Genomic DNA, 19,920 nt, shown 5'->3' with positions numbered 1-19,920 from the left:
CGCAACTAAGGGTATGCCAACTGCATACCCTTTAGTTGCCTCGACAGTTTCACCACAGCTTGATAATCTCAAACTACACCTGCCCACCAGCTTGAATCATTCGCTCTCCTCCAAGTGCCAGCACCCTATGAATACGGAAACACCCGAGATCAGCATCGCAGAGTTCAGAGAACGCTATCCGCTGCTGTTCTCCGACCCTTCTGTGGATGACATCTACTGCAGCCGTGGATGGCGTGACCTCCTAGTTACGCTGTGCGACACGCTTCAGGCCCACCTGGATCGGTACCCCGACGTTTCGCAGGTCGTGGTGGCACAGGTGAAGTCGAAATTTGGCGAGCTGCATTTCTTCTATGACGGTGGCGATAGCTACTGCACGGGTGCTGTGGCCCTTGCCGAGCAGATGTCGCTGAAGACTTGCGAGCAGTGCGGCGCGCCTGGCAAGCAAATCGGCTACAGGTGGGTGAGTACGCTCTGCCCTATGCACGATGGCAGCACCCTCTCAGGAGAAAGCTAGTGCCCACGATCATCAGCCTCAGCCAGGCGCGAAGGCGCTTTCGGCGGCTCGCCGCACTCGTTATCAAAGGGCACTCATTCATCATCACCAGGCACGGTAAACCCTACCTGCTCATGGATGCACCCGAGCACTGGAACACCCCTGAGCCTGGCAATTCCAAGGAAGGAGAACATTTGTACTCCATCGCAAAAAAACCTTACCAGGTGCACCAAGACCAACAGCTGTGATCGAGGACGAAGCACATGATCGAGGACGGTGTGAACTCACTCACGGCACGCGAGGTTTCTCAGGTTCTGAGGGAGGCGGTATTCGGTCGAAGCCAGATGCGAAAGATCGGGCCGGAGACTTGGGAGGAGATGTTTGTCGGCCTTTTCGAGATCGACATCGGGGGGTGGCGCATCACCATTTTCAACGACTGTGATGAGCTGGACTACTGCGAGCGCTGCGAAAGCCCTGATGGGCGGGTTTGGTGTTTCGACTCTGGAGATCGATACGGGACAGATCCGATTGCACTGCTGAGCACTTGGGAGCACGGGATGCTTGAGAGCTTGCTGAGATCGCTTTGAGAGTGGCCATACCGTGCTCGAGAAACAGGTGATATTGAAGGCCCATGCCGGCGTTCACCATGTATACGCTTGGGAGTGCTCGCTTTCCAGCCGTGGTAGGCTTGGCTGATACATAGCCTCCTATCGAACAACCGCCAGGAAATGGACGATGCTCATTGGTTGCCAACCCGCTGAGAGTGCAGCATGACGCTCAAAACCTCGTTCGCTAGCGTTCTCCGCGCCCTGCGTAGCAAACGCAATATCACCCAACGAGACTTCGCCGACACCACCAGCCGCACATACCTTTCGAAGCTTGAGCTAGGTAAGTCGAGCATTACCCTAGACAAGCTCGAGCAAGTGAGTGGGCGCTTGGGGCTCAGCCCTCTGACACTGCTGACGCTCACATTGAGCGAAGATACCGGACAGCCCGTAAAGGACTTGATCTCGAAGTTGAGCGAAGAGCTTGCAGACCTGCAGCGAGATGGCGGTCTAACAGGTCTGAAATTTACGGTGAGCATCCCACAGGAAGCCGGTGCCCGAGCTGCTCGACGAAGCTCCGGAGGTGCCAGGCAAGCTCTAATGCCAAACTCGCTGCAAACCGAGTTGGCATTCATAGATTGAGCAGCGGGGCTTTCCAAGTAGGAGTAAAGATGCAGATCAAAAAAGCACAGCACCTTCACGCGCTCCGCGAGCTGCTGGCAGGCACCCGATATCTCCTTTGCGTAGATCTCGAAGCCACGTGCGACGATTACCCTGCAGACCTGACAGATGAGCAAAAGTCGGAACACAAGCTCGCTGTACATCGTGATGACATGGAGACCATCGAAGTCGGAGCAGTGGTTTTGGATCTACATCAGGATTGCAAAATCGTCAGCGAGTACACGAGCTTCGTGCGCCCGGTGCTGAATCCAGTTCTCACCGATTTTTGTAAAAGATTGACCACTATTGATCAGCTCGACGTCGACAGAGCCGGTACATACGACGAAGTTCGCCGGAAGGTGGATGACTATCTGGCGCCGTTCAAGGACGAAGGGCTGATGTGGTGCTCCTGGGGTGATTACGATGCCAAGCAGTTGGCAATGGATGCAATGCGCAATCGCTGCGAACCCATGCTGGCCGAACTTACCCACACCAATGCCAAGAAATGGCACTGGAAAATCCTAGCCTGCCGGGCTATGGCTCTCCGTCCCGCCGTCGAAGACTGGGGCCTTGAATGGTCTGGTCAATATCACAGAGGGATCGACGACGCTCGAAACCTTGGCGCGCTTGTGGGTGAGATCCTGCGTGCTGGCTGATCAGGCTGCGGCATCATTTTTACGAAATCCTGCCTCGCCTCAAGAAGCACTGGAAGCTTCCTGAAATCCGAAAAGAAATACGAAAAATTTGTGGAGCATCTGTAGCTCATGCCACACCTGCTAAAACTGCCCAACAACCTGGTTGGCCGTGACTTTGTCGTGGGTGATATTCACTTCAAAACCAGAGAGCTCCACAGAGGCCTTCAAGCGCTCGGTTTCGACCGGTCTGTCGACAGATTGATCGGGGTTGGCGACCTTATCGATCGCGGGCCTGGCATGCTCGACGGACTCAAGCTCTTGGGGGAACCGTGGTTCTACACAGTCAAGGGCAATCACGAACAGATGCTCATTGATGCCTATCGTGCCAAGCCGCATCTACCGTACTCCGCTCACGGTGCTCGCTGGTGGATGTCGATCGATGAGGAGTCGAAGCCAATGATCATAGCTAAGCTCGAGAGCTTGCCGGTGATCATTGAAGTGGAGACAGCTCATGGCCCGATCGGAGTCGTGCACGCCGATGTGCCGGCGGGGCTGAGCTGGGCTGACTTTACTGGCGGCATCGATAACCCCCAGTTCCAGGACATAGCCCTGTGGGGCCGTGAACGGATCAAAAAACACCATCGTGGAGGTGTTCCTGGCGCATGGCGCGTATGCGTTGGCCACACATGGATACCGCATGCACTTCGACTCGGAAATGTCCTTGCCTTGGATGTAACGGGTGGCGGAGATGGCTCGTTGGCGATCTATTCCGTGCAGGACGACACCATCTACGTCGACGGCGTGCCTGTAGGCCTTGATCAAGCTGATCGACTTGGTGAACAGCTGGTTGAGCTTGAGGGATCGCTGACCTCATTGAAGACCCTGGTGAACGCAAACAAGCTCCTTGAATCCCAGATCGCTAGCCGTGAAGCAGAAGTCCAAGCGAAGCAGATCGCCTCCGCCTGGCTGAACATGGCTGACGAGATCGCCGGCATGCAGCAGTTGATGAACGTCCTGCATGGGTTGAGTCTTCTGTCTGGGGAACGCCGTTCGGCCAAGCTGGAAGAGCTACACGGGCGATACGCGGGCACACCTACTGGTGATTTGCTCATTCGGCTCTTCGGCCCTACAAGTGCAATCTGATGGCCTCGTAGACGATGATTGGGCGTGCCCTAACGGGAGCCGGCTGTCGTAAACCGAGTCATCGCCTGACGTCGATGTCTCGGCCCTGCGGGCTTTCATCCGGCACGCCTGCGCGCTCCGCTTGCCATCCATTTTCTATTCCTTCGCAGATTGATGCAGAGCCTCGTTGTTGAGAAGATCAGATTTTGGACTCGGAACTCGTAATGGAAAGGGAAGCGTGCCATTGGCAGAGGTCAACTTCTTCCTGATGCACCTGAAGCAACGGGCCCTGATCTGTGACTTTATGGTGGCAAGCGGAATGATCACCTTGATAGCCGGCATAGTGATGCTGCTGGTCGGAGTTGCGGGTGATCAAGTAATCTGGTTCGAGTCTCAAAGCATTAAGGTAACTGCTGGTGGTTTTGGTGCAATTACTATGCTAACCAGCATGACCTGGGGTTACTTTGCCTATAAATCTCGGCCTGAAATCAGGTATTTCGGCCCAAACGGGGGCATGTCGTTGACGAGAGAAGAGATAAGACTAGGCGAACGCTTACGTGCCGAATCTAAGCACGATTCAGAGGCTAAATAAGCCTGACGACAATCTGCCAAAAAACCGGAGCATCCGGTCAGGGACACCCACCAGCTGCCGCTGGACGGGAAATTTTCAGTTAAAGGACGACACATGTTCCCACCCATGGCGAACGGTAACCTTGAGGTCACTCCGACCGAATTTGAGCACTTGGTCAAACGCTGGCTTCTCAGCCAGGGCGGCGAGCTAAGTTCTCTTGAAGTCACTCATGATGCCAAAGTCGAGACCTACGACTCGACTTATCAAATTGACGTTTTAGCTAAATTCCGAGCATTCGCCGGCGCCGAGTTCACGGTGCTGATTGAATGCAAAAAGTACCGGGGCGCCATCGAGCGCGAGCTGGTTCAGGTACTGCACGACAAAGTTAGATCGATTGGTGCTCAGAAAGGGATGCTCTTCGCGACATCGGGCTTTCAATCCGGGGCAATCAAGTACGCCAAAGCACACGGCATTGCGCTGATCTCGATCATCAACGGGGGTGCCATGTACGAAACCCGCTCCGCTTTCCCTGTGCCAAAATCGTCAGGATGGCCAAACCTCCCTAAGTTCGCGCTTTATCACGTCTGCGAAAATGACGCAGGGAACATTTCTATGAGCTCGCTCGGACGCAACAATTACGAACTCGCCGAGATACTTGGACATTCAGCCTAGCTTCAGGGTGGCGAACCATCTGCCTCGATCAACTTCAGGGCCCAGATCTCCAAAGGAAACTTGGTGGCTCTCCTGCGGTGAAAGGCGGACTCGTGCCTCCCGCCATTCCAAGCCAGAACCAGTACCTAGCTCAGACAAATCTAGCGCCATCACAGTCCCCATCGCCTTCCCCAAATGAACAGGTGCGGCTGTCAACGGTGAATCGACGCCAGTCATTCCGGCTGTCGGAGCATTGCAGGAGGCTAGCCATTCGCTATCATAGGCGACTGCACCCGGCTCGCAGGTGCGCTGTGAGTTCCTGCAGCCTCAGAAAAGCACCCAGGGAGGGCGGTTCATGCCTACGAATGTAAGATTTTTGCAAGCAGAACATGGCGATGCAATATTGATTTCGCATACCGCTGCCACTGAGACGTTTACCATTCTGGTAGACGGCGGCCCACGAACAGCTTTTCGCAATATCACCGCAAAACGTGACGGAAACTTAAAAAAAGAGCTTGAAAGACTAATAAAAGAAGAAACGTTAATTGACCTATTAATACTCACCCATATTGACTCAGACCACATTGGAGGACTCCTAGAGGCTTTCAAAGAGCCTAGCTACCTACCTAAACTGGTAAAAAAAGTCTGGTTTAATTCAGCGAACTCTGTCGCCTCAGCATTATCCCTCGAAACTAATCAGACCCATCTAATAAATGATGATTTTTCCACTTCACGTCAAACTAGCGTGCAAGAAGGAACTACATTTGAAGGCCTGCTTAAAAAATATGGCATATGGGACGAAGCATTAATAGATAACAGCCACCGGTCAAATCTCACCAATCAAATAGAAGCTTTAGTTTTATCGCCATGCAAGAGCAAGTTACAAGAGCTACTAAAAAAGTGGCGCCCTTTTAACGACAATCAAAATTTGCTGACCTCGGGCTGCAAACACGACTACAATGACTCCTATAAGAGCCTTCTTGCCAGCGATGCTTTTGAGGAGGATAAGTCGCCCACCAACGGTAGTTCGATCAGTCTACTCCTGACCATCAGCGATCGTAACATCCTTTTGCTGGGGGACTGCCATCCATCGACGATTGTGAAAAGTCTGAGAGACCTAGGGTATGACGAAGCTAATCCTTTAGTCTGTGAAATTATTAAAATATCCCATCATGGCAGCAAAAAAAATACAAGCCCTGAACTACTGAAGCTAATCACAGCAAAGTCTTTTGTTATTTTGACGGATGGCTCCTCCCACTGCTTACCGAACAAACTCACGCTTGCAAGAATTCACAATCAGCATCCCAAATCTGAAATTCTCTTTAATTACCCAGATCTAATTAAAGTAATTTACACGGACGATGAGCGTCGCGCACTGGGAAATACTATCGGTTCTGTAAAGGAGGTTATAGAAATTGCCGATTGATACATTCTCAAAAATGGAAGAGCACACTGTTTTTGTAGATAACGGCAGCGGCGTACTTATTCAGCCAATGACCGATGCCTACTCCTATGTTCTTACGGCAAAACATGTACTCGAGATAATCACAGATGAGGATGACGAGCCGTCAATCCACCCCATCTACAAAGATGCTGATGACATCCGTATAACCCACAATCATGCATCCATCAAAGTAATAGCGCGTTATTTACATCCAGACAAAGATCTAGCCGTCTTGCTAGTCCATCACATCCCAGGTTTGACTCTTACCATATCAAGCGCCTTGGTAATTCGCGGGAACAAATTCACCATTATGGGATGCCCTTCACTCCGGCGCACCTCAAAAGAGACAATTTTCTCTAAGTACATCCGAGATTTATCAGGAGAAGTTAAGCGCGTTCGAGGCGACTGCTTCGAAGTAGGCAGTGACGAAGTCCCTACAGTTAAAGAAATTAGAGGAATGTCGGGCGGGGGGATTTTCGTAGAAATAAATGGAAACTGCTATTTAACAGGCATAGAAACTTCGCTATCAGGAGTTATTGGAGAATACCATGGAAGGCTTGACGGCATCATGGTTTCTAGTTTTGACGAGATACTTACTAGCAACCAATACATAGGAGAAGATCTCGCTAAAATTCTCCCACCGCATCTATTCTGCCTGTCAAGAAGTATACCTAAGACATTTGCTTTTCGCGGAACAGCATTGCCATTAGTTTCAGCCAAAGCACGTAACTACCTGCACCAAATTGGTACAAATAGCATTAAAGCCGACTCTCCAACACCTTACAGCTTAAAAAGCAAGCTACTGGAAAACAGTTTATTTCATAAAGACTTATGCGAGCAAATACTAGACGAGGATTACTGGAAATGTTATCTGGAATACTTGATAGTAGGCCTGATAAGCTCCAATACCTCAATTATCACAAATGACTTTATTACTCAGCTTGGATCTCACAAACACTTTCTTTATTCCGACACAGAGCGCGACTGGTTAGAGCTCCTTCCAAGTATAGTGGACATTGGTTTACCAAATATGGTCGCTGATTCTGCATTAGTTATAGCAACCAAGAGCTCGCCCATTCAAGCTGAGCTAACTGTGCCGCTTGATCGAATAATCCCAAACATCGACCAAGATCTACCGATGATGTTCGACATTGGCGCTGGTTCTCGAAGAATAAGTAAAAATACTCGCCTGCTACATCTTGAGGGTGTGAGTCGAAAAGCCATCATATTGAACGAAGAAAAACTAGACGCCTTATTAAAATCCGACGAAGATTTTACTGAAAGTGTAAGGGAGTGTTATCGTGAACAGTTTTGAAGAAGCCACACTCCCAGCTACTCTCCAAGATGCTTTTAAAGACCTTAAAATAGGGCTGTTTAAGGCGGTTTTTGGAGAATCCTATATATCTTGTTTTTACTTCAAGTCTCGAAACGAAAACGAACTTAGTGAGAAATGGCAGTATATAACCTCCAGCATCGCCGCGCTTTATCAAGCTCATTTAACCGATGACTATTCGACCTGGAACATTTATCTTTTACTGGTCTGCGAAGAACCGATATCGCGCAATCTCCAGTATAAAATTGAGAACGACAAATTCGCAATGCGAAAAATCGTGCACAGCGAAGTTGAAAACTCAGAAAAAAACAAGATCGTAGAACTTATAAATAACGAAATTCTAGGAAATTCACTGGAATCAAGCCTGCTAAAAAATCTTCCAAGTCTAGAAGCGCGTGCCGCATCGCCCCTACAAATACTGATAACAGAGTTTGGTGAAATCCCATCAGACAACAAAGCCGAGTCACGCACTCGCCGCAGCGAACTGTTAGAATTCCTGATTCAAAGGATTGACTAAGATGAAAATAGAAAAGGTTATTATAGAGGGCTTTCGAGCATACAAAACAAAAAGTGATGGCACCTTCGACTTCCTTACAGAGGAAGGTGAATGTGCCAACTTAGTTGCAATTTACGCCCCAAATGGCTTTGGTAAATCCTCATTTTACGATGCCGTTGAATGGGCGCTCACAAACAACATAAGCAGATATCTTGTAGCATCTCAAAAAAACAACAACAACAAAACCTCCATCGGACTAAATACAAGCGGCGAATATCAATTCATACTACGAAACAACCAAATCGAATCCAATTCCACTTCTCGCGTCATAATTCAGACGGAAAACTTCCATTACATAAACTGGGTTCCTAAAATCAACAAAGGCAGCCGGGATTATAAGTTTGATCCAAATCAAACATTTAAAGACACAGAGGATCTCACTGACATATTCCTATCGCAGGACGCCATCGACAATTTCATAAAAGAAGTTCGCGCCGAAGATCGATACATAAAATTCATGCGGCATTTTGACTTAGCCGAAGAAACTTACCGCTCGAATTTACTTAGCGCATCAAACACCAACAAAAGTAAAATAAAATCCTTAAGCGATGAGTTAAAGAAGTTAGACGAACAGCTCCAAAGACCAATTAACTCAAAAATCCTGGACATCATTAATAATGGAATCTCTGAACTTGTAGCAAAGGGTGCCAAGCTATCTACTGTAACAGTAAATTTCGGAACTGGCGAACGTGCCGAACTCAAGACAAAATTATCCAAGTACGAAATCGCAACGCGCAACAAAATCAATGAACTCTCGACCACAATCGATGAAGCGCAAGTTCTCGTCAATGCAGAAAGCACGTATTATTTACACCGAACAGAAAAAAAGAAAATCCTTACAACAATACCTGAGCTAGACCAACTCATTGCTAGCGCTACTCAACGAGAAGATCTATTGAGTAGCAAGCTCCGACTCGAAAATTCATTATTGATGCTTGATGAAGAACAGCGCCAGGACAGCACGATAGGCGCTTTACTTCCTGGTTATTCAAAGTCAACTTCTGATATAAAAAACATTGAGACAGCGCTGCGATCTCTTAAGACAGAAATTGCAAGCCTGGAAGTTAAACTATCGGAAAACCAAACGACAGCACTGGACGCACAAGCCAAGTCGGCACTGATTGACAAGCAGTTGCTGGATCTATTGAACCAAGAAACTCACTCTCATAAGAGGTACGCCAGCCTGAGTGAGCTCAAGCAGAACCTTGAGCTCATGGAGTTCGATGCCGACCTAGATATTCATACCTTATCCGAACTTAAGATCAAGACGAAAAGCGCTAAACTACAGCTAGAGAGACTCGAATCGCTCATAGAAAAGCCGCCTTTAGAGCTAGTTGAACACGCCAAGCTGCTTGATATTGATCGCGAACTAACACGCGCACTTCAGCATTTGCTAGAGAACAAAGAGCAACAAGAGACATCTCTAGCAACTTCAAAATCAAAATTATCCCAATTCCAAATCTATCAAAGTGAAATCTCTCGTCTCATCGAGCTTGGCCAAGGTATTATCCATCATTCCAATCAATCTGACTGCCCTCTTTGCAGCACTCCCTTTGAAAGCTACCAGCATCTTTCTCAGCGCATTCTAGAATGCAGCCCTCTCACCTCAGAACAAAGTGCCTTAACTGAAGCAATCAGCGAAACTCAGGAGAGCATAAAAAAACTCGCATCCGATATCAGTCAGCTGACTAAACGCATCATTGAAAAAGTAAATTTAGAAGCTGCAAAACTGAGAGCGCAGTTAACTGAAAAAATCTCAGCGATCGAAGATACTGAAAATCAGATCAGTTCTAGGAATGAAGCCACTTTAAAGTTGAAGGCATCAATCTCAGATCTAGAAGAGCAACTCCAAAACCTAAAGCAAGAGGAATACTTAGAACGCATCGTTATCGAGCGTAATATATTGCAACCAAGGCGAGAAGAACTGCAAGAAATCCTGCAAAAATCTCAAAGCATTGTTTATAGCTTAAGCGATCAACTATCTGTACACAAATCCAAATACGACTCTCAGGAGTTACTTCTAACCTCACTGCAAGCCGACCCTGCGCTCGACATTGTAAAGTCATGCTCCGAACGACTAAATAAATTACCAGAAAACCTTTCGGACTTTTTCGACAGTCGTGTTCAGTCTAGGACAAAGCTACGAGAAGAGACCAATACCAAAATAATGCAGATTGATACTGCACTATCCGAGCACCGGCACAAACCAAACGACACCTTAAAAGACAGAAACTTACTAATCACTGAAGTCAGCGGCCTGAAGAACCAGCTGATGAAGCTGGAGGCAGCTCTATCCCCGTATAACAATTTTTTAACAAAGCTTTCCATTTCAGCAAATGAAGACACTCCTGCACTTGAAGTAATATCAAAAATCAGATCTCAAATAACCGAGCTTTCGCAGAAACGTGAAATTTATAACTCCAACTATGAAAGCTACGGTGTTATTTCAAAGCAAATCGAAGAGCTTGAGCCTTTCTTAAAAAATCAACAAGCGCTAAATGCTGCCGTCGGTATCAGAGAGCAAATTGATCATCACTCTAGAATTCAATCTATGATTGATGAGGACTACTCCCAAGTAATCAACCATCTTCACAATCGCATAGGGCGATTTTTCTCTCAGGATCTTATCAATGAGATTTACGGGCAAATCGACCCACACCCTGAATTCAAGCGAATAGAGTTCAAATGCGACTTCAATGGCGATAACGGCCCTCGGCTTGACGTTTTGATTAAGGATAAAACCAATAAATTAAGCGCCCCTAACTTTCACTTCAGCACAGCCCAGTTGAATATTCTCAGCTTGAGCATTTTTCTTGCGCGGGCAATCAATAGAAACCCATCATCGCACCCAATAGATTCGATATTCATCGATGACCCTATCCACTCAATGGACTCAATAAACATACTTTCCACAATTGATATGCTTAGAAACATATGCAAACAACTAGACAAGCAAATCATAATATCAACGCACGACGAGAATTTTTTCAAACTTTTAAAGAAGAAAATCCCTGAACACATATACAACTCTAAGTTCATTCAACTTGAGACATACGGAAAAGTGGCTAGATAATTTACAGCCGTCGGGCGGCATTGACGCCGCCCGACATAAACATCCGGCAGTTTATGGCTACCTCTATTAATATGGGTGAGGTGTCCAGAAGTGATACGGTCGATATCTGGAACGGTGATCCTAGGAAGCTTTTTTGTCACTGCGCGTCACTCAAATTAATGAGATAAAATTTCTACGCCTAGACTACAGGGGGAACAATGAAATATTCAGCGGCGAATTTAGCTTTATTGGCGGCGCAGTTTTAACTGCCGCCCACTTCTTGAGCCTATCTCCGCCATCGTCTCCACAGTACGTCTTCCCTAAGACATCAATAAGAGATATCTTCCCTGGGCATATAATGAGCATACCTTCATCAAAAATCACAATCCTCAAGCGGATTAACCTTTCGGTATGTAACATTACATCAGATTCGCCAAATTTTTGAAGTACCCTATACAGCTCAGGGCCATCCAGTTCACAGTGAGGTGAGCGATAAATTTGCAATGCAATCTCGCGCTCAATGTCAGTTAGTTCAATGGGACTCCATCCTCTATCATCAATGGACGCCGCACCATTAACACCCGGGCCTTCAGCATTATATTCTTTAGGCAACCCGTGAGCGTAAGTAAAATACCAGCCTCGCCCAGACCTGTCTGGTTTCGCACACATTAATGGATACCAAATCTCCTCATTTAAGTCCTCTCCTCTATCAATTGTGATTTCCAGGTATCGCTCAACTTTATCAATTAAAAGCTCAAGCATTAACAAAATAGGATTATCATGACTTGAGCCAAGCCACACCCATCCGTGCTCCAAGTCCCAAAAAGACTTGTATGGAAGTCCGTTTATTTTTAAAACTGAGTAATGATTACTGATAATCAAGCTAGGCATGTTTACCGTCCCATGACCTGCTACACCAGCTTTGTTATCATAAAAACTATTCACAGCTTCACGCAAATAGCCCTCGCTCTTATACCCATTATATCCAATCACCACTCTAAGGGGAGCAAGTTCCTCTTTGACCAGCGATCTATAAACCATTCTCTTTTCTATGGGGAGCACATGAGCCTCATTATAGTGCGGAGGAAGCTCGCCGAAAATTGATATATACTCTTTGGCGGCTCTTTTGGTAGAAAACTCCAAAGCCCCCACACTTTCTCTATACTCCAAATCTTTACAATGAAAATCCCAAGCACTTTGCAGCTGAGAATATGAATCCTTCAGATCTTGAAAGAATAAATTCTTCTTAACCTCAACAACTGCGAGAACCTGACTTGCCGGCCATTTATAAAGTTCTGTATAAGGTACTTTAGCACCTTCTCCACAAACCAACATGCAATCCATTTGACGGGAGGTTTTCCCGGCAGCCGTAATAAATCCCGACACGACCTTTAACCCAAGCATCTCGAGATTTAAACTCCCAAAAAATTTCTCTCGAGTCAGACCTTCATACATAGCACCAATAGTAGGGCCGTGAGACAAGTCATAACTATTAAGCTCATCTCGATGAAAACCCAATGTTTTCTTTAGCAGTTCAGAAAAAATTTTCACTGATGCCTCCTTGCAGGCTTTCACATTTAAGCGAATGTAAAGTACACAACTTTTCGATTATCGCAAAGAAAACAATTATTGGCATCCCAGACGGAGTTCTCTGCAAATTGGTTACGAAACTAATCAAAGACGCGATTTTCTGCGAGAAGGCATCAATCAACATATGAGCCATCGCCTGGGCGATGCGTCTCTCAACATGACACTGAAATTAGATCTGCGAGGGGCAGCCGAGCATATGGTATTTCACCCGTTACAACCACGGATTGAAGAGGTCGACATCTCGCTCTAGGCCAAACTCGGCTCTACCTAGCCGTATCTTGATACGGTACAAATGACCGCCTCGCTTTAACAGTGTGACGTTGCTCTCGGAGGATCTGCAACAACCTTGCCGAGTCCTGTCGCATCAAAGTGAAGCAGCTTTTCCCGAACGTGGTCGCTATGCATTCAGCGTTAAAGTTGGAGCCGCCAAATCTGATCCTCAGACCTACCACGCCCTGCTGGAGATGATTGATGCCAGGCTGGGGCAATCTACCGCAGCCCCCTCCTAGGATTTGAAAGATAGGTGACTCAGTTCAACCTGATCGAGACGGTGCCCGAGCTGTTGCTATGGAGGGGGATCACTTAGATCGCTCGAGCGCCTCACCTATCCAGAATCTGAAAAAGTTAGCTTAGCTTCTCGAATAGCTCTTCCCCACTATGCGCTGGTGGATTCTGGGTTAATCGATAATATGTTCGTTACCCAACGCTAACAACTCCGTCTCGAGACCGCATCTTGCGCTCACCTGACACGAACATATGACTTACCTGATATGACGTTGACGATCTGCTGGTTGCTAGCCCCCGTCCGCTCCGCAATTTCATCTGGCTGGAAAAGAGCCGCCAGTTCGCGAATTGCAGCAACCTGGGAGACGGAAAGTCGATCTGAGCGACTGCATATCTGTGCTTCAGCCCAGGCCTCGTCTTGCCACCTTTCACTAAGGCTCATTGGAGGGAGGGTCTTCCCTCGATGGCGGCTCAGCCATTCGCTCAGGACACCTTCTCGCTCATCTGGAGAGACGACCTCCCCTTTGCTGACTATCGAGTGCTCTCTGAGATACCTGAGGCCTGCCTTTCCACCTGGGATCATGTTGAGCCGGCGCAGGTCGTCCCAATGCCCTTTAATCAAATACTTTTCGGAATTGTAGAGCGCCTCAAGGTCGTCGGTGATCCCCATCAGTTTATGGTGGACGTAGGTGATCTGACCCACTGCCCGCTCCTCCCGAAATTTTCGGTGAAACGCCAGGTTGCTTCCGCTTTCAACGGCGCGCATGTGCTCGGCCCACCGGGTCTGCCAGCGTCGTTTGGTGATACCAACGTAGAAGTAGCCGTCATCAGGGTAGGAGTTTCCCATCCCGAAAATATGCTGGTATAGCGCGTAGGCCTTATCCGGCCATTGCTTGGGTGCAAGCAGGTAATGAGCTGGAATGGAAAACAACGTACTAGGAGATTTGACACCTTCAACATGCCCGGTCAACTGCATCTTCAAGGCGCCTTTGATCAAGGCCTCGTCGGAGACAATGTCCAGCCGTATCCAAGGAAAAATAGGAATTTCGTTCTCAACAAGGGGGCGCCCTGACTCAAATTGATCAGATCCGACGAACCTGTGGCCGATTTTTAGGGAGTCCTGAGGAGCGATGAAAATCGGGCGGTTTCCAAGGGCAACGAGGTGCACAACTGGGATAGCGTCTCCTGGCAGAAGTCGAAGCATATGCCCCGGTTGACGAGCGCTCTTCAACCAGTGCTGGCCGTAGGCTGTGGTGCACCAGTTCGATATCAACTTTTCCACCTCGCCTAATCGGCGATGCATCGATTTAGGTGCCAGGTGTTGCCACCAAACGCGGTTCAGCTTAACCATCGAGACACCACCTCAATGCCTATTGCAGCTCATGAAGGTACAGCGGGATCGGTTTCCCGCTGTTACTCCCCGGATTAGCGGGCCAGCCAGGACTCGACGGTGTCGCTGCCGTATTCGGCTTTCCACTCCTTCAGCAGCTTGTGATTGCCGCCCTTGGTCTCGATGATTTCGCCGTTGTGCGGATTCTTGTACTGCTTCACCTGGCGGGCGCGGCGGGGGGGCTTTTCGGCTGCTGCTGGAGCGGCGGCACGACGATTCGCTTGAGGATCCAGGATGTTGATGATGTCACGCAGGCTGTAGCCGTACTCAGCCAGCAAGTCACGCAATTTGGTCTCAAATTGAATTTCGGCTTGCAGCTCGGAGCTGCCTTTCAGGGCTTCAAGCTCTGCGAGTTGAGCCGCCAGCTGCTGCTCAAGTTGACGAAACTCTGCCAGACGAGACATAGGTAATCCTTAGTGCGGTTAGTAGGAAACAGGCTGACATCGTAAACCATCGAGCAATATTTTGTTCGATCTGGAGTAGCGGCAATGTGTCAAAACACGCTGTCGTTGTGGAGAATGCTACGTGAGTGCCGGGTGCCTCGCCTCCTATACGACAGTAGTTCGGCTGACAAACGCTCGCTTTTCTACCATGACCAAGCGCTCAGGCCGGGTATGCACTTGGCATCTACACTTCGGTCTTCTTCCATTAGGCCAGGAGCACGACGATGCTGAGACTTCCCGCTGCAGATGCCAGCGACCATGAGTGGCATGAGTTTGCCGAGGCGAGATCAGAGGATCTCATGTCTCACCTGAGGGAATTCATCCTCGAGCGCTTTATCTACAAGCCCAGGTACATCCACCAGCGGGTCTGGAGATCCTCTGCAACGGTCTCAGCCCTCAGCAGACAGTTCGATCTGTATTTCCGTTTATTCGGTAGGCCGGATGAGAACTGCCCACGAGAGACTCTGGAAATCGCTCGGATAATGTTCAAGCAGCAACGAGTTGGGCACGGCAGGGCATTGGTTGAGCGCTTAGTTGAGCTGGCACCGACCGTTGGCTACCAGCACCTGCTGATCGAGTGCGCTAACGCCAAAGCGTCCGCATTTGCTGAGCGCCTGGGCTTCACACCCTTCGACAATCGCCGACATTGGATAGGGTCTGTCGACGCTATCCGACAGGCTCTAGAACGCGAGACAGCCTGATCAGTAGCGTGGTGCCATCCTCTGCGGCTTGCTGTCCTGGTCACCAGAATCAGCGGTGGGTGGACAGCAGCGGCTCCGTATCACCTGATCATTTCAGAGGACTGGATTTAGTTTGATCCAAGATGTCCATGAGGTTTCACTCCCCCTGCGCCTTCAAACTACGCTTCTGAAGCGGTGGCGGTGGCGGTGGCGGCAACAGACTACTGGCGGGACGTTCGAGCCCTCAAGGCTGAGAGATCGACTCCTTGGCTTCTCCAGGACATGACATGGTGATTTCCTCATGGGAGCTGCCGCCCCTAGCCGATCAAATGGTGAGATGCCTCTCCATAGCAACAAGCGAGATATCATCGTATTCATCAACGTCGCCTGTCTCAACAAATCCTCTGTTTATCCAGAATCTACGAGCGTGCGCATCGGTACTGGAACAGCTGAGGTACACCTCTGAAAAGCCTTCTCTGCGCAAATTTTCCAGCGTCAAAGAAACGATCTGGCTTCCGAGCCCTTTGCCCTGATAATGCTTTTTAACCATCAGCAGCCCAATCATCGCACAGCAATCGTCGGGATAAGACTTCACCATCTCCACATACGCGACTAACTCGCCGCCCATAAAAATACCCAGATTGCACTTTTGCGATGGAATTGTTCCTGGAGGAAGTGATTCAAACGTATGAGCCACGAAACTTGATTCCGGGGCTTCATTCATATGGTAGTAGTAGTCAACATTCCCAAGACAAATCTCGGCAATAGATGGCAACCAAGAAGAATCAAGAACTTTTATTTCAAGCTTATTCATATATGACTTTTCGCAATCCACTTTATAGGGCTAACCTTAAGTGCTCAACACCCAAAGAGCCGCACCACTTCCTAAAAAATAAACTTCTCTAGTACCGGTTTAATCGAAGCCGCGCAGGCAAACGGTGTTACACACCGAGGCCGGGCGCCACCTGTGTGGCAAAAGCTCAGCAATCTCTGTCACCCTCGCATTGGTCGGCGAACTAGCAAACCCTTCAATTTTTCATACAAATCGTGTCCATATCACGGGCCGAACGGATCATAATTTTCCTTGATAGTCAAAAACGTCGAGCTTAACTGGCACCACCATGCACATAGCTCGCCATTTCTTGAAAAAACACATTTAGAATTTGACCATTCAGTCACGAATCCAGCGAACTATGCTTATGGCCATGAACTGCTTGATTGCCAGCGCACCTCGCTCATTCCTGGCTCTCGATCCCGGCACCCTCAGGGCAGCCTCCACCTTGTCACGGCTGGCTTCGTACATAGCGAAGGCATTGAAGTCGGAATCAAGTAGTACCAAAAGCACCGTATCGAAGACTTGCCGTAAATCGATAGAGCCCATACGTCCCGTAATTTTCTGCGGGTTAGTAATGCACCGGCCTTTAATCTGGATCTTAACCAAGCCTTCCTGACGAACCTCCGTGGCGTCGTAGCCAGCCTGCCTAGGCGGGTGAAGTCGAAGATTCAGCTTCGTGGCAGCTTCGTACTCTGCCACTTCTCCCGTGATACCCAACGGCTTTCCAGTGAGATCGTAGTAGCGCCGAGCGAGCACCTTTGCATCCCGTAGCACCTCCAAAATTTCGACTTGGGGAGACTCATCGGCACGGAAAATTGGAGAGATTTTAGAGGACGTAGGCACGGCCTGAGTTCCTGAAAATTAAGGTGCATACCATGACCACCCACTCAAGCGGATAAGCGGCGCGCCCGAAGCATAGAATTGATGAACTCTAGCAAAAGGTGACAGAATGTCCCCTCCTCCGCCCTACCAAGGCAATTTTTGCCTTTGCCTGCTCTAAAATCGAGCCGCTCATGAATTTTACAGACACAATCATTACCTTACTATTCACAGAGCGCACCCACAGGGCACGAAACCAACTGCTGGTCTGCAAAAAATTGGCCAAGAAGCTGCCGCATAACGATCCAACTGTACATATGAGACTGGCACTACAAACCCTGCAGCATTGACTTGGCGTCTGTTTAATCCAGACAAATAGCGACCAAAAAATGGCCGCATATTTACTCGGGCCTCAGCCACCACTATCAAATCTTACCGCCACGCAAACAACAGACCAAAGAAAATAAAAAACATTAACCACTAGGATTATCAAATGAAATGGATGTTCGGATTTGGTGTTATTTTTGGGTTGGCCGCCTCTATTTTCTCGATACTCCTTGCGCTTGCTTTCTACCCGAGCGCAGAACCAATGCTACCATCGAGAACCTATGATTTTTTCAAAGACATTCTGGGCCCTGTAGCCGCTGGCTTTGGGGGCGCTATTGCCGGTGCGATTATGGGTGCAATAGCCAATGCTCGCGTTCAAGAAAAATTTGAAAACAACAAAACGGCCATCATTCAAATCACCAACTACAACCTAGGAATAACGATACTGGTCTCTATGTACCGAGAACTAGCTACACTTAAGAAAGACTTAGTCCTTCCCGTCAAAGACAGCCCGTTACGTTTTCTTCTAATGCCTATCACCCATGAATTAAACGTCTCAACCGACCGAGCAACAACCAGCCTAAACACCCTACTTTTCACACATGGATTATCAGACCTTCAATCCAAACTAATGATTACCGAGCAACGCTACATCGCGACCATGAAAAGTCTAATAGAGCGGAATCGCATCGTACCTGAATACCGAGAAAAATTTGACGCTGCAGTATCAAAAAAGCAAGGAAGACAAAAAGCTGGCTTCAAAGAGATCGTAGAAATACATGGCCACACCGCATTATTACGACTGTATAATTTCAGTGAAGCCACCATCAGTAGCCTGGATCAATCGCTCATCAGCCTGCATAATGTTATAATGCGCCTGGATTCCGAGCTTGCGCCGCTTGTTAAGTACAAAGAACACAAAATACTCGGATACACAAACTCAAAAGAATACTTAGAGCCCACTCCCCCTCCGAAATACTCCAGCGCAGATGACCTCTCAAGAGCCATGAGCGAAGCGATTAACATCCCTGGATAGGGTGCCGCACCAAAAACCTTGAAAACTTTTCATAAGCACTAACACCCCTACACTCCTCCTTAATATTCCCCTCACATGAATAATCGAATCACAAACCTCTGACCAATAACACACCCCTTTCGGGAGCCACAAAATGCACGAACCCGGCCTTACCAAAAATGCAAATTCAAACCTCAGCACGGAGCTATCCTTCACCGAACGAACATGCACAAGCCTTCAGAAAGGCGGCTCAATAGCCAGCCGCTTGGCGCCCGATGTCACAGAGCAGGCCCAACGCTACCTTAGAAAAGCCTTTATACGTTGAGCCACGACCTGCACCGCCTCACGCTGCGGAAAGTGCCCCACGCCAGGCAACACATGCCGCTCATACCGCCCAGTGAAAAAGCCTTCCTTTCCCTCCGACGTGCTGGGATGGGTGCACGTATCGGCACCACCATGCAGCATCAGCACTGGAAGAGATAATGTAGGGGCCGGACTCAGAGCTGCTTCAGCATCAGCATAGGCTGGATCGCCTTCAGCCATAGCCCATCGGTGCTGGTAGGAGTGCATAACGATCAAGGGCCAATCGTCTCCCTGGAAGGCTTCAGCGGCCTCATGAAAATCCCGATCCTCATACCACCCAGAAGGCGACCAGGTATCCCACATGCGCTTGGCGAACGCCACACGATCATCCCACAGCGCCTGCTCTCCAGGCTTCGTTGCCAAGTACCACTGGTACCAAAAGTTCTGGGCCTGACTGAGTGACAGAGACTGACCAGGGCCATTGGTGCCGTAACCAACAGATAGCATCACTAGGTGAGTTGCCACCTCCTCTCTTAGGCCACACGCGTTGGCCGCTGCGCGTGCTCCCCAGTCGTGGCCAATCAGTGCAGCTCGCTTGATTTCCAAAGCATCTAGGAAGTCGAGAAGATCCTGGCCCAATGCAGAGAGCTGGCCGCTACGTGGCGTCTCTACCCCCAAGAATTTGGTGGGGTAATAGCCTCGGAGTGCCGGCGCCAAAACTCGATAGCCGGCCTCTGCGAGCACAGGGGCCACGTCTTTCCAGCACACTGGACTATCAGGCCAGCCGTGGATCAACACTGCGACCCTGGCGCCGTCAGGATTCCACTCCAGATACGCCACATCGAGAACTGCAGTTTTGACTGACTTGTATTCGAACATTCATGGCACCTTCGAAAGGCTTAAAGCCAAAAGCGAGTGTCCCACTTGGATCGTGGGGCACTCGCTCTGCGTG

20 protein-coding genes are annotated in these 19,920 nt (G+C 48.8%); 14 read left to right on the top strand and 6 right to left on the bottom strand.

Annotated elements, in window-relative coordinates:
* Nucleotides 1–127: 127 nt before the first annotated feature.
* From V7787_RS16795 to V7787_RS16740, 12 genes are all read left to right on the top strand, one after another.
* The gene (locus V7787_RS16795) at nt 128–514 is read left to right on the top strand and encodes a hypothetical protein (RefSeq protein ID WP_336088733.1); all 387 of its coding nucleotides are present in this window, start codon (nt 128–130) and stop codon (nt 512–514) included.
* Nucleotides 514–741, top strand: coding sequence for a type II toxin-antitoxin system Phd/YefM family antitoxin (locus V7787_RS16790; protein ID WP_336088732.1), 228 nt, complete (start codon nt 514–516; stop codon nt 739–741). Before V7787_RS16795 ends, V7787_RS16790 begins: the two co-directional genes overlap by 1 nt.
* A gap of 15 nt (nt 742–756) precedes the next feature.
* On the top strand, nt 757–1,080 hold the full coding sequence (locus V7787_RS16785) for a DUF7693 family protein (RefSeq protein WP_179052679.1): 324 nt from the start codon (nt 757–759) through the stop codon (nt 1,078–1,080).
* A 183-nt stretch (nt 1,081–1,263) separates the two neighbouring features.
* The gene (locus V7787_RS16780; RefSeq protein WP_336088731.1) at nt 1,264–1,680 is read left to right on the top strand and encodes a helix-turn-helix domain-containing protein; all 417 of its coding nucleotides are present in this window, start codon (nt 1,264–1,266) and stop codon (nt 1,678–1,680) included.
* A gap of 29 nt (nt 1,681–1,709) precedes the next feature.
* Nucleotides 1,710–2,354, top strand: a complete 645-nt coding sequence (locus V7787_RS16775) for a 3'-5' exonuclease (RefSeq protein WP_336088730.1) — start codon at nt 1,710–1,712, stop codon at nt 2,352–2,354.
* Nucleotides 2,355–2,462: 108 nt separating this feature from the next.
* Nucleotides 2,463–3,476, top strand: a complete 1,014-nt coding sequence (locus V7787_RS16770; RefSeq protein WP_336088729.1) for a metallophosphoesterase — start codon at nt 2,463–2,465, stop codon at nt 3,474–3,476.
* A 223-nt stretch (nt 3,477–3,699) separates the two neighbouring features.
* Complete coding sequence (locus V7787_RS16765; protein WP_336088728.1) at nt 3,700–4,047, top strand: hypothetical protein; 348 nt, start codon at nt 3,700–3,702, stop codon at nt 4,045–4,047.
* Between the two features lie 93 nt (nt 4,048–4,140).
* On the top strand, nt 4,141–4,698 hold the full coding sequence (locus tag V7787_RS16760; RefSeq protein ID WP_336088727.1) for a restriction endonuclease: 558 nt from the start codon (nt 4,141–4,143) through the stop codon (nt 4,696–4,698).
* A gap of 334 nt (nt 4,699–5,032) precedes the next feature.
* Nucleotides 5,033–6,103 (top strand): ComEC/Rec2 family competence protein, encoded by a 1,071-nt coding sequence (locus V7787_RS16755; RefSeq protein ID WP_336088726.1) that lies wholly within the window; start codon nt 5,033–5,035, stop codon nt 6,101–6,103.
* Nucleotides 6,093–7,436, top strand: a complete 1,344-nt coding sequence (locus V7787_RS16750) for an ABC-three component system protein (RefSeq protein WP_336088725.1) — start codon at nt 6,093–6,095, stop codon at nt 7,434–7,436. The genes V7787_RS16755 and V7787_RS16750 overlap by 11 nt, the downstream gene beginning before the upstream one ends.
* Nucleotides 7,423–7,971, top strand: a complete 549-nt coding sequence (locus V7787_RS16745) for an ABC-three component system middle component 1 (protein ID WP_336088724.1) — start codon at nt 7,423–7,425, stop codon at nt 7,969–7,971. The genes V7787_RS16750 and V7787_RS16745 overlap by 14 nt, the downstream gene beginning before the upstream one ends.
* 1 nt (nt 7,972) lies before the next feature.
* Nucleotides 7,973–11,083 carry an SMC family ATPase gene (locus V7787_RS16740; protein ID WP_336088723.1) on the top strand — a complete coding sequence of 1,037 codons (3,111 nt, stop codon included), beginning with the start codon at nt 7,973–7,975 and terminating at the stop codon, nt 11,081–11,083.
* A gap of 183 nt (nt 11,084–11,266) precedes the next feature.
* Here V7787_RS16740 and V7787_RS16735 read toward each other — a convergent pair whose 3' ends face one another.
* The 3 genes from V7787_RS16735 to V7787_RS16725 all read right to left on the bottom strand — a co-directional run bounded on the left by V7787_RS16735 (nt 11,267) and on the right by V7787_RS16725 (nt 14,950).
* Nucleotides 11,267–12,613, bottom strand: coding sequence for a DUF6602 domain-containing protein (locus V7787_RS16735; protein ID WP_336088722.1), 1,347 nt, complete (start codon nt 12,611–12,613; stop codon nt 11,267–11,269).
* A gap of 778 nt (nt 12,614–13,391) precedes the next feature.
* Nucleotides 13,392–14,507, bottom strand: a complete 1,116-nt coding sequence (locus V7787_RS16730; RefSeq protein ID WP_336088721.1) for a hypothetical protein — start codon at nt 14,505–14,507, stop codon at nt 13,392–13,394.
* Between the two features lie 74 nt (nt 14,508–14,581).
* Nucleotides 14,582–14,950, bottom strand: a complete 369-nt coding sequence (locus tag V7787_RS16725; protein WP_336088720.1) for a histone-like nucleoid-structuring protein, MvaT/MvaU family — start codon at nt 14,948–14,950, stop codon at nt 14,582–14,584.
* 263 nt (nt 14,951–15,213) lie between these two features.
* On the opposite strand from V7787_RS16725, the gene V7787_RS16720 reads away from it, so the two are divergent.
* Entirely contained in the window at nt 15,214–15,690 is a 477-nt protein-coding gene (locus tag V7787_RS16720; protein WP_336088719.1) for a GNAT family N-acetyltransferase, read from the top strand.
* Between the two features lie 304 nt (nt 15,691–15,994).
* On the opposite strand, the gene V7787_RS16715 is transcribed toward V7787_RS16720, so the two are convergent.
* Together V7787_RS16715 and V7787_RS16710 are read right to left on the bottom strand one after the other, a co-directional pair.
* A complete protein-coding gene (locus tag V7787_RS16715; RefSeq protein WP_336088718.1) occupies nt 15,995–16,483 on the bottom strand; it encodes a GNAT family N-acetyltransferase in 489 nt (162 codons plus the stop codon).
* Between the two features lie 357 nt (nt 16,484–16,840).
* Nucleotides 16,841–17,347 (bottom strand): hypothetical protein, encoded by a 507-nt coding sequence (locus V7787_RS16710; protein ID WP_336088717.1) that lies wholly within the window; start codon nt 17,345–17,347, stop codon nt 16,841–16,843.
* A 469-nt stretch (nt 17,348–17,816) separates the two neighbouring features.
* On the opposite strand from V7787_RS16710, the gene V7787_RS16705 reads away from it, so the two are divergent.
* A complete protein-coding gene (locus V7787_RS16705) occupies nt 17,817–18,686 on the top strand; it encodes a hypothetical protein (protein ID WP_336088716.1) in 870 nt (289 codons plus the stop codon).
* A gap of 276 nt (nt 18,687–18,962) precedes the next feature.
* Here the strand turns inward: V7787_RS16705 and V7787_RS16700 are convergent, their stop codons facing one another.
* Nucleotides 18,963–19,847, bottom strand: a complete 885-nt coding sequence (locus V7787_RS16700; protein ID WP_336088715.1) for an alpha/beta fold hydrolase — start codon at nt 19,845–19,847, stop codon at nt 18,963–18,965.
* Nucleotides 19,848–19,920: the final 73 nt, after the last annotated feature.

The sequence above is a fragment of the Pseudomonas sp. CGJS7 genome, from assembly GCF_036961695.1.
The sequence above is the reverse complement of the archived record's forward strand: the minus strand, read 5'-3'. Positions and strand labels throughout refer to the sequence as shown.

Coding starts and splice junctions, on each gene's coding strand:
- V7787_RS16775 (WP_336088730.1), top strand. CDS start 1,710: ATGCAGATCAAAAAAGCACAGCACCTTCACGCGCTCCGCGAGCTGCTG.
- V7787_RS16725 (WP_336088720.1), bottom strand. CDS start 14,950: ATGTCTCGTCTGGCAGAGTTTCGTCAACTTGAGCAGCAGCTGGCGGCT.
- V7787_RS16760 (WP_336088727.1), top strand. CDS start 4,141: ATGTTCCCACCCATGGCGAACGGTAACCTTGAGGTCACTCCGACCGAA.
- V7787_RS16785 (WP_179052679.1), top strand. CDS start 757: ATGATCGAGGACGGTGTGAACTCACTCACGGCACGCGAGGTTTCTCAG.
- V7787_RS16705 (WP_336088716.1), top strand. CDS start 17,817: ATGAAATGGATGTTCGGATTTGGTGTTATTTTTGGGTTGGCCGCCTCT.
- V7787_RS16770 (WP_336088729.1), top strand. CDS start 2,463: ATGCCACACCTGCTAAAACTGCCCAACAACCTGGTTGGCCGTGACTTT.
- V7787_RS16700 (WP_336088715.1), bottom strand. CDS start 19,847: ATGTTCGAATACAAGTCAGTCAAAACTGCAGTTCTCGATGTGGCGTAT.
- V7787_RS16715 (WP_336088718.1), bottom strand. CDS start 16,483: ATGAATAAGCTTGAAATAAAAGTTCTTGATTCTTCTTGGTTGCCATCT.
- V7787_RS16730 (WP_336088721.1), bottom strand. CDS start 14,507: ATGGTTAAGCTGAACCGCGTTTGGTGGCAACACCTGGCACCTAAATCG.
- V7787_RS16720 (WP_336088719.1), top strand. CDS start 15,214: ATGCTGAGACTTCCCGCTGCAGATGCCAGCGACCATGAGTGGCATGAG.
- V7787_RS16740 (WP_336088723.1), top strand. CDS start 7,973: ATGAAAATAGAAAAGGTTATTATAGAGGGCTTTCGAGCATACAAAACA.
- V7787_RS16795 (WP_336088733.1), top strand. CDS start 128: ATGAATACGGAAACACCCGAGATCAGCATCGCAGAGTTCAGAGAACGC.
- V7787_RS16755 (WP_336088726.1), top strand. CDS start 5,033: ATGCCTACGAATGTAAGATTTTTGCAAGCAGAACATGGCGATGCAATA.
- V7787_RS16780 (WP_336088731.1), top strand. CDS start 1,264: ATGACGCTCAAAACCTCGTTCGCTAGCGTTCTCCGCGCCCTGCGTAGC.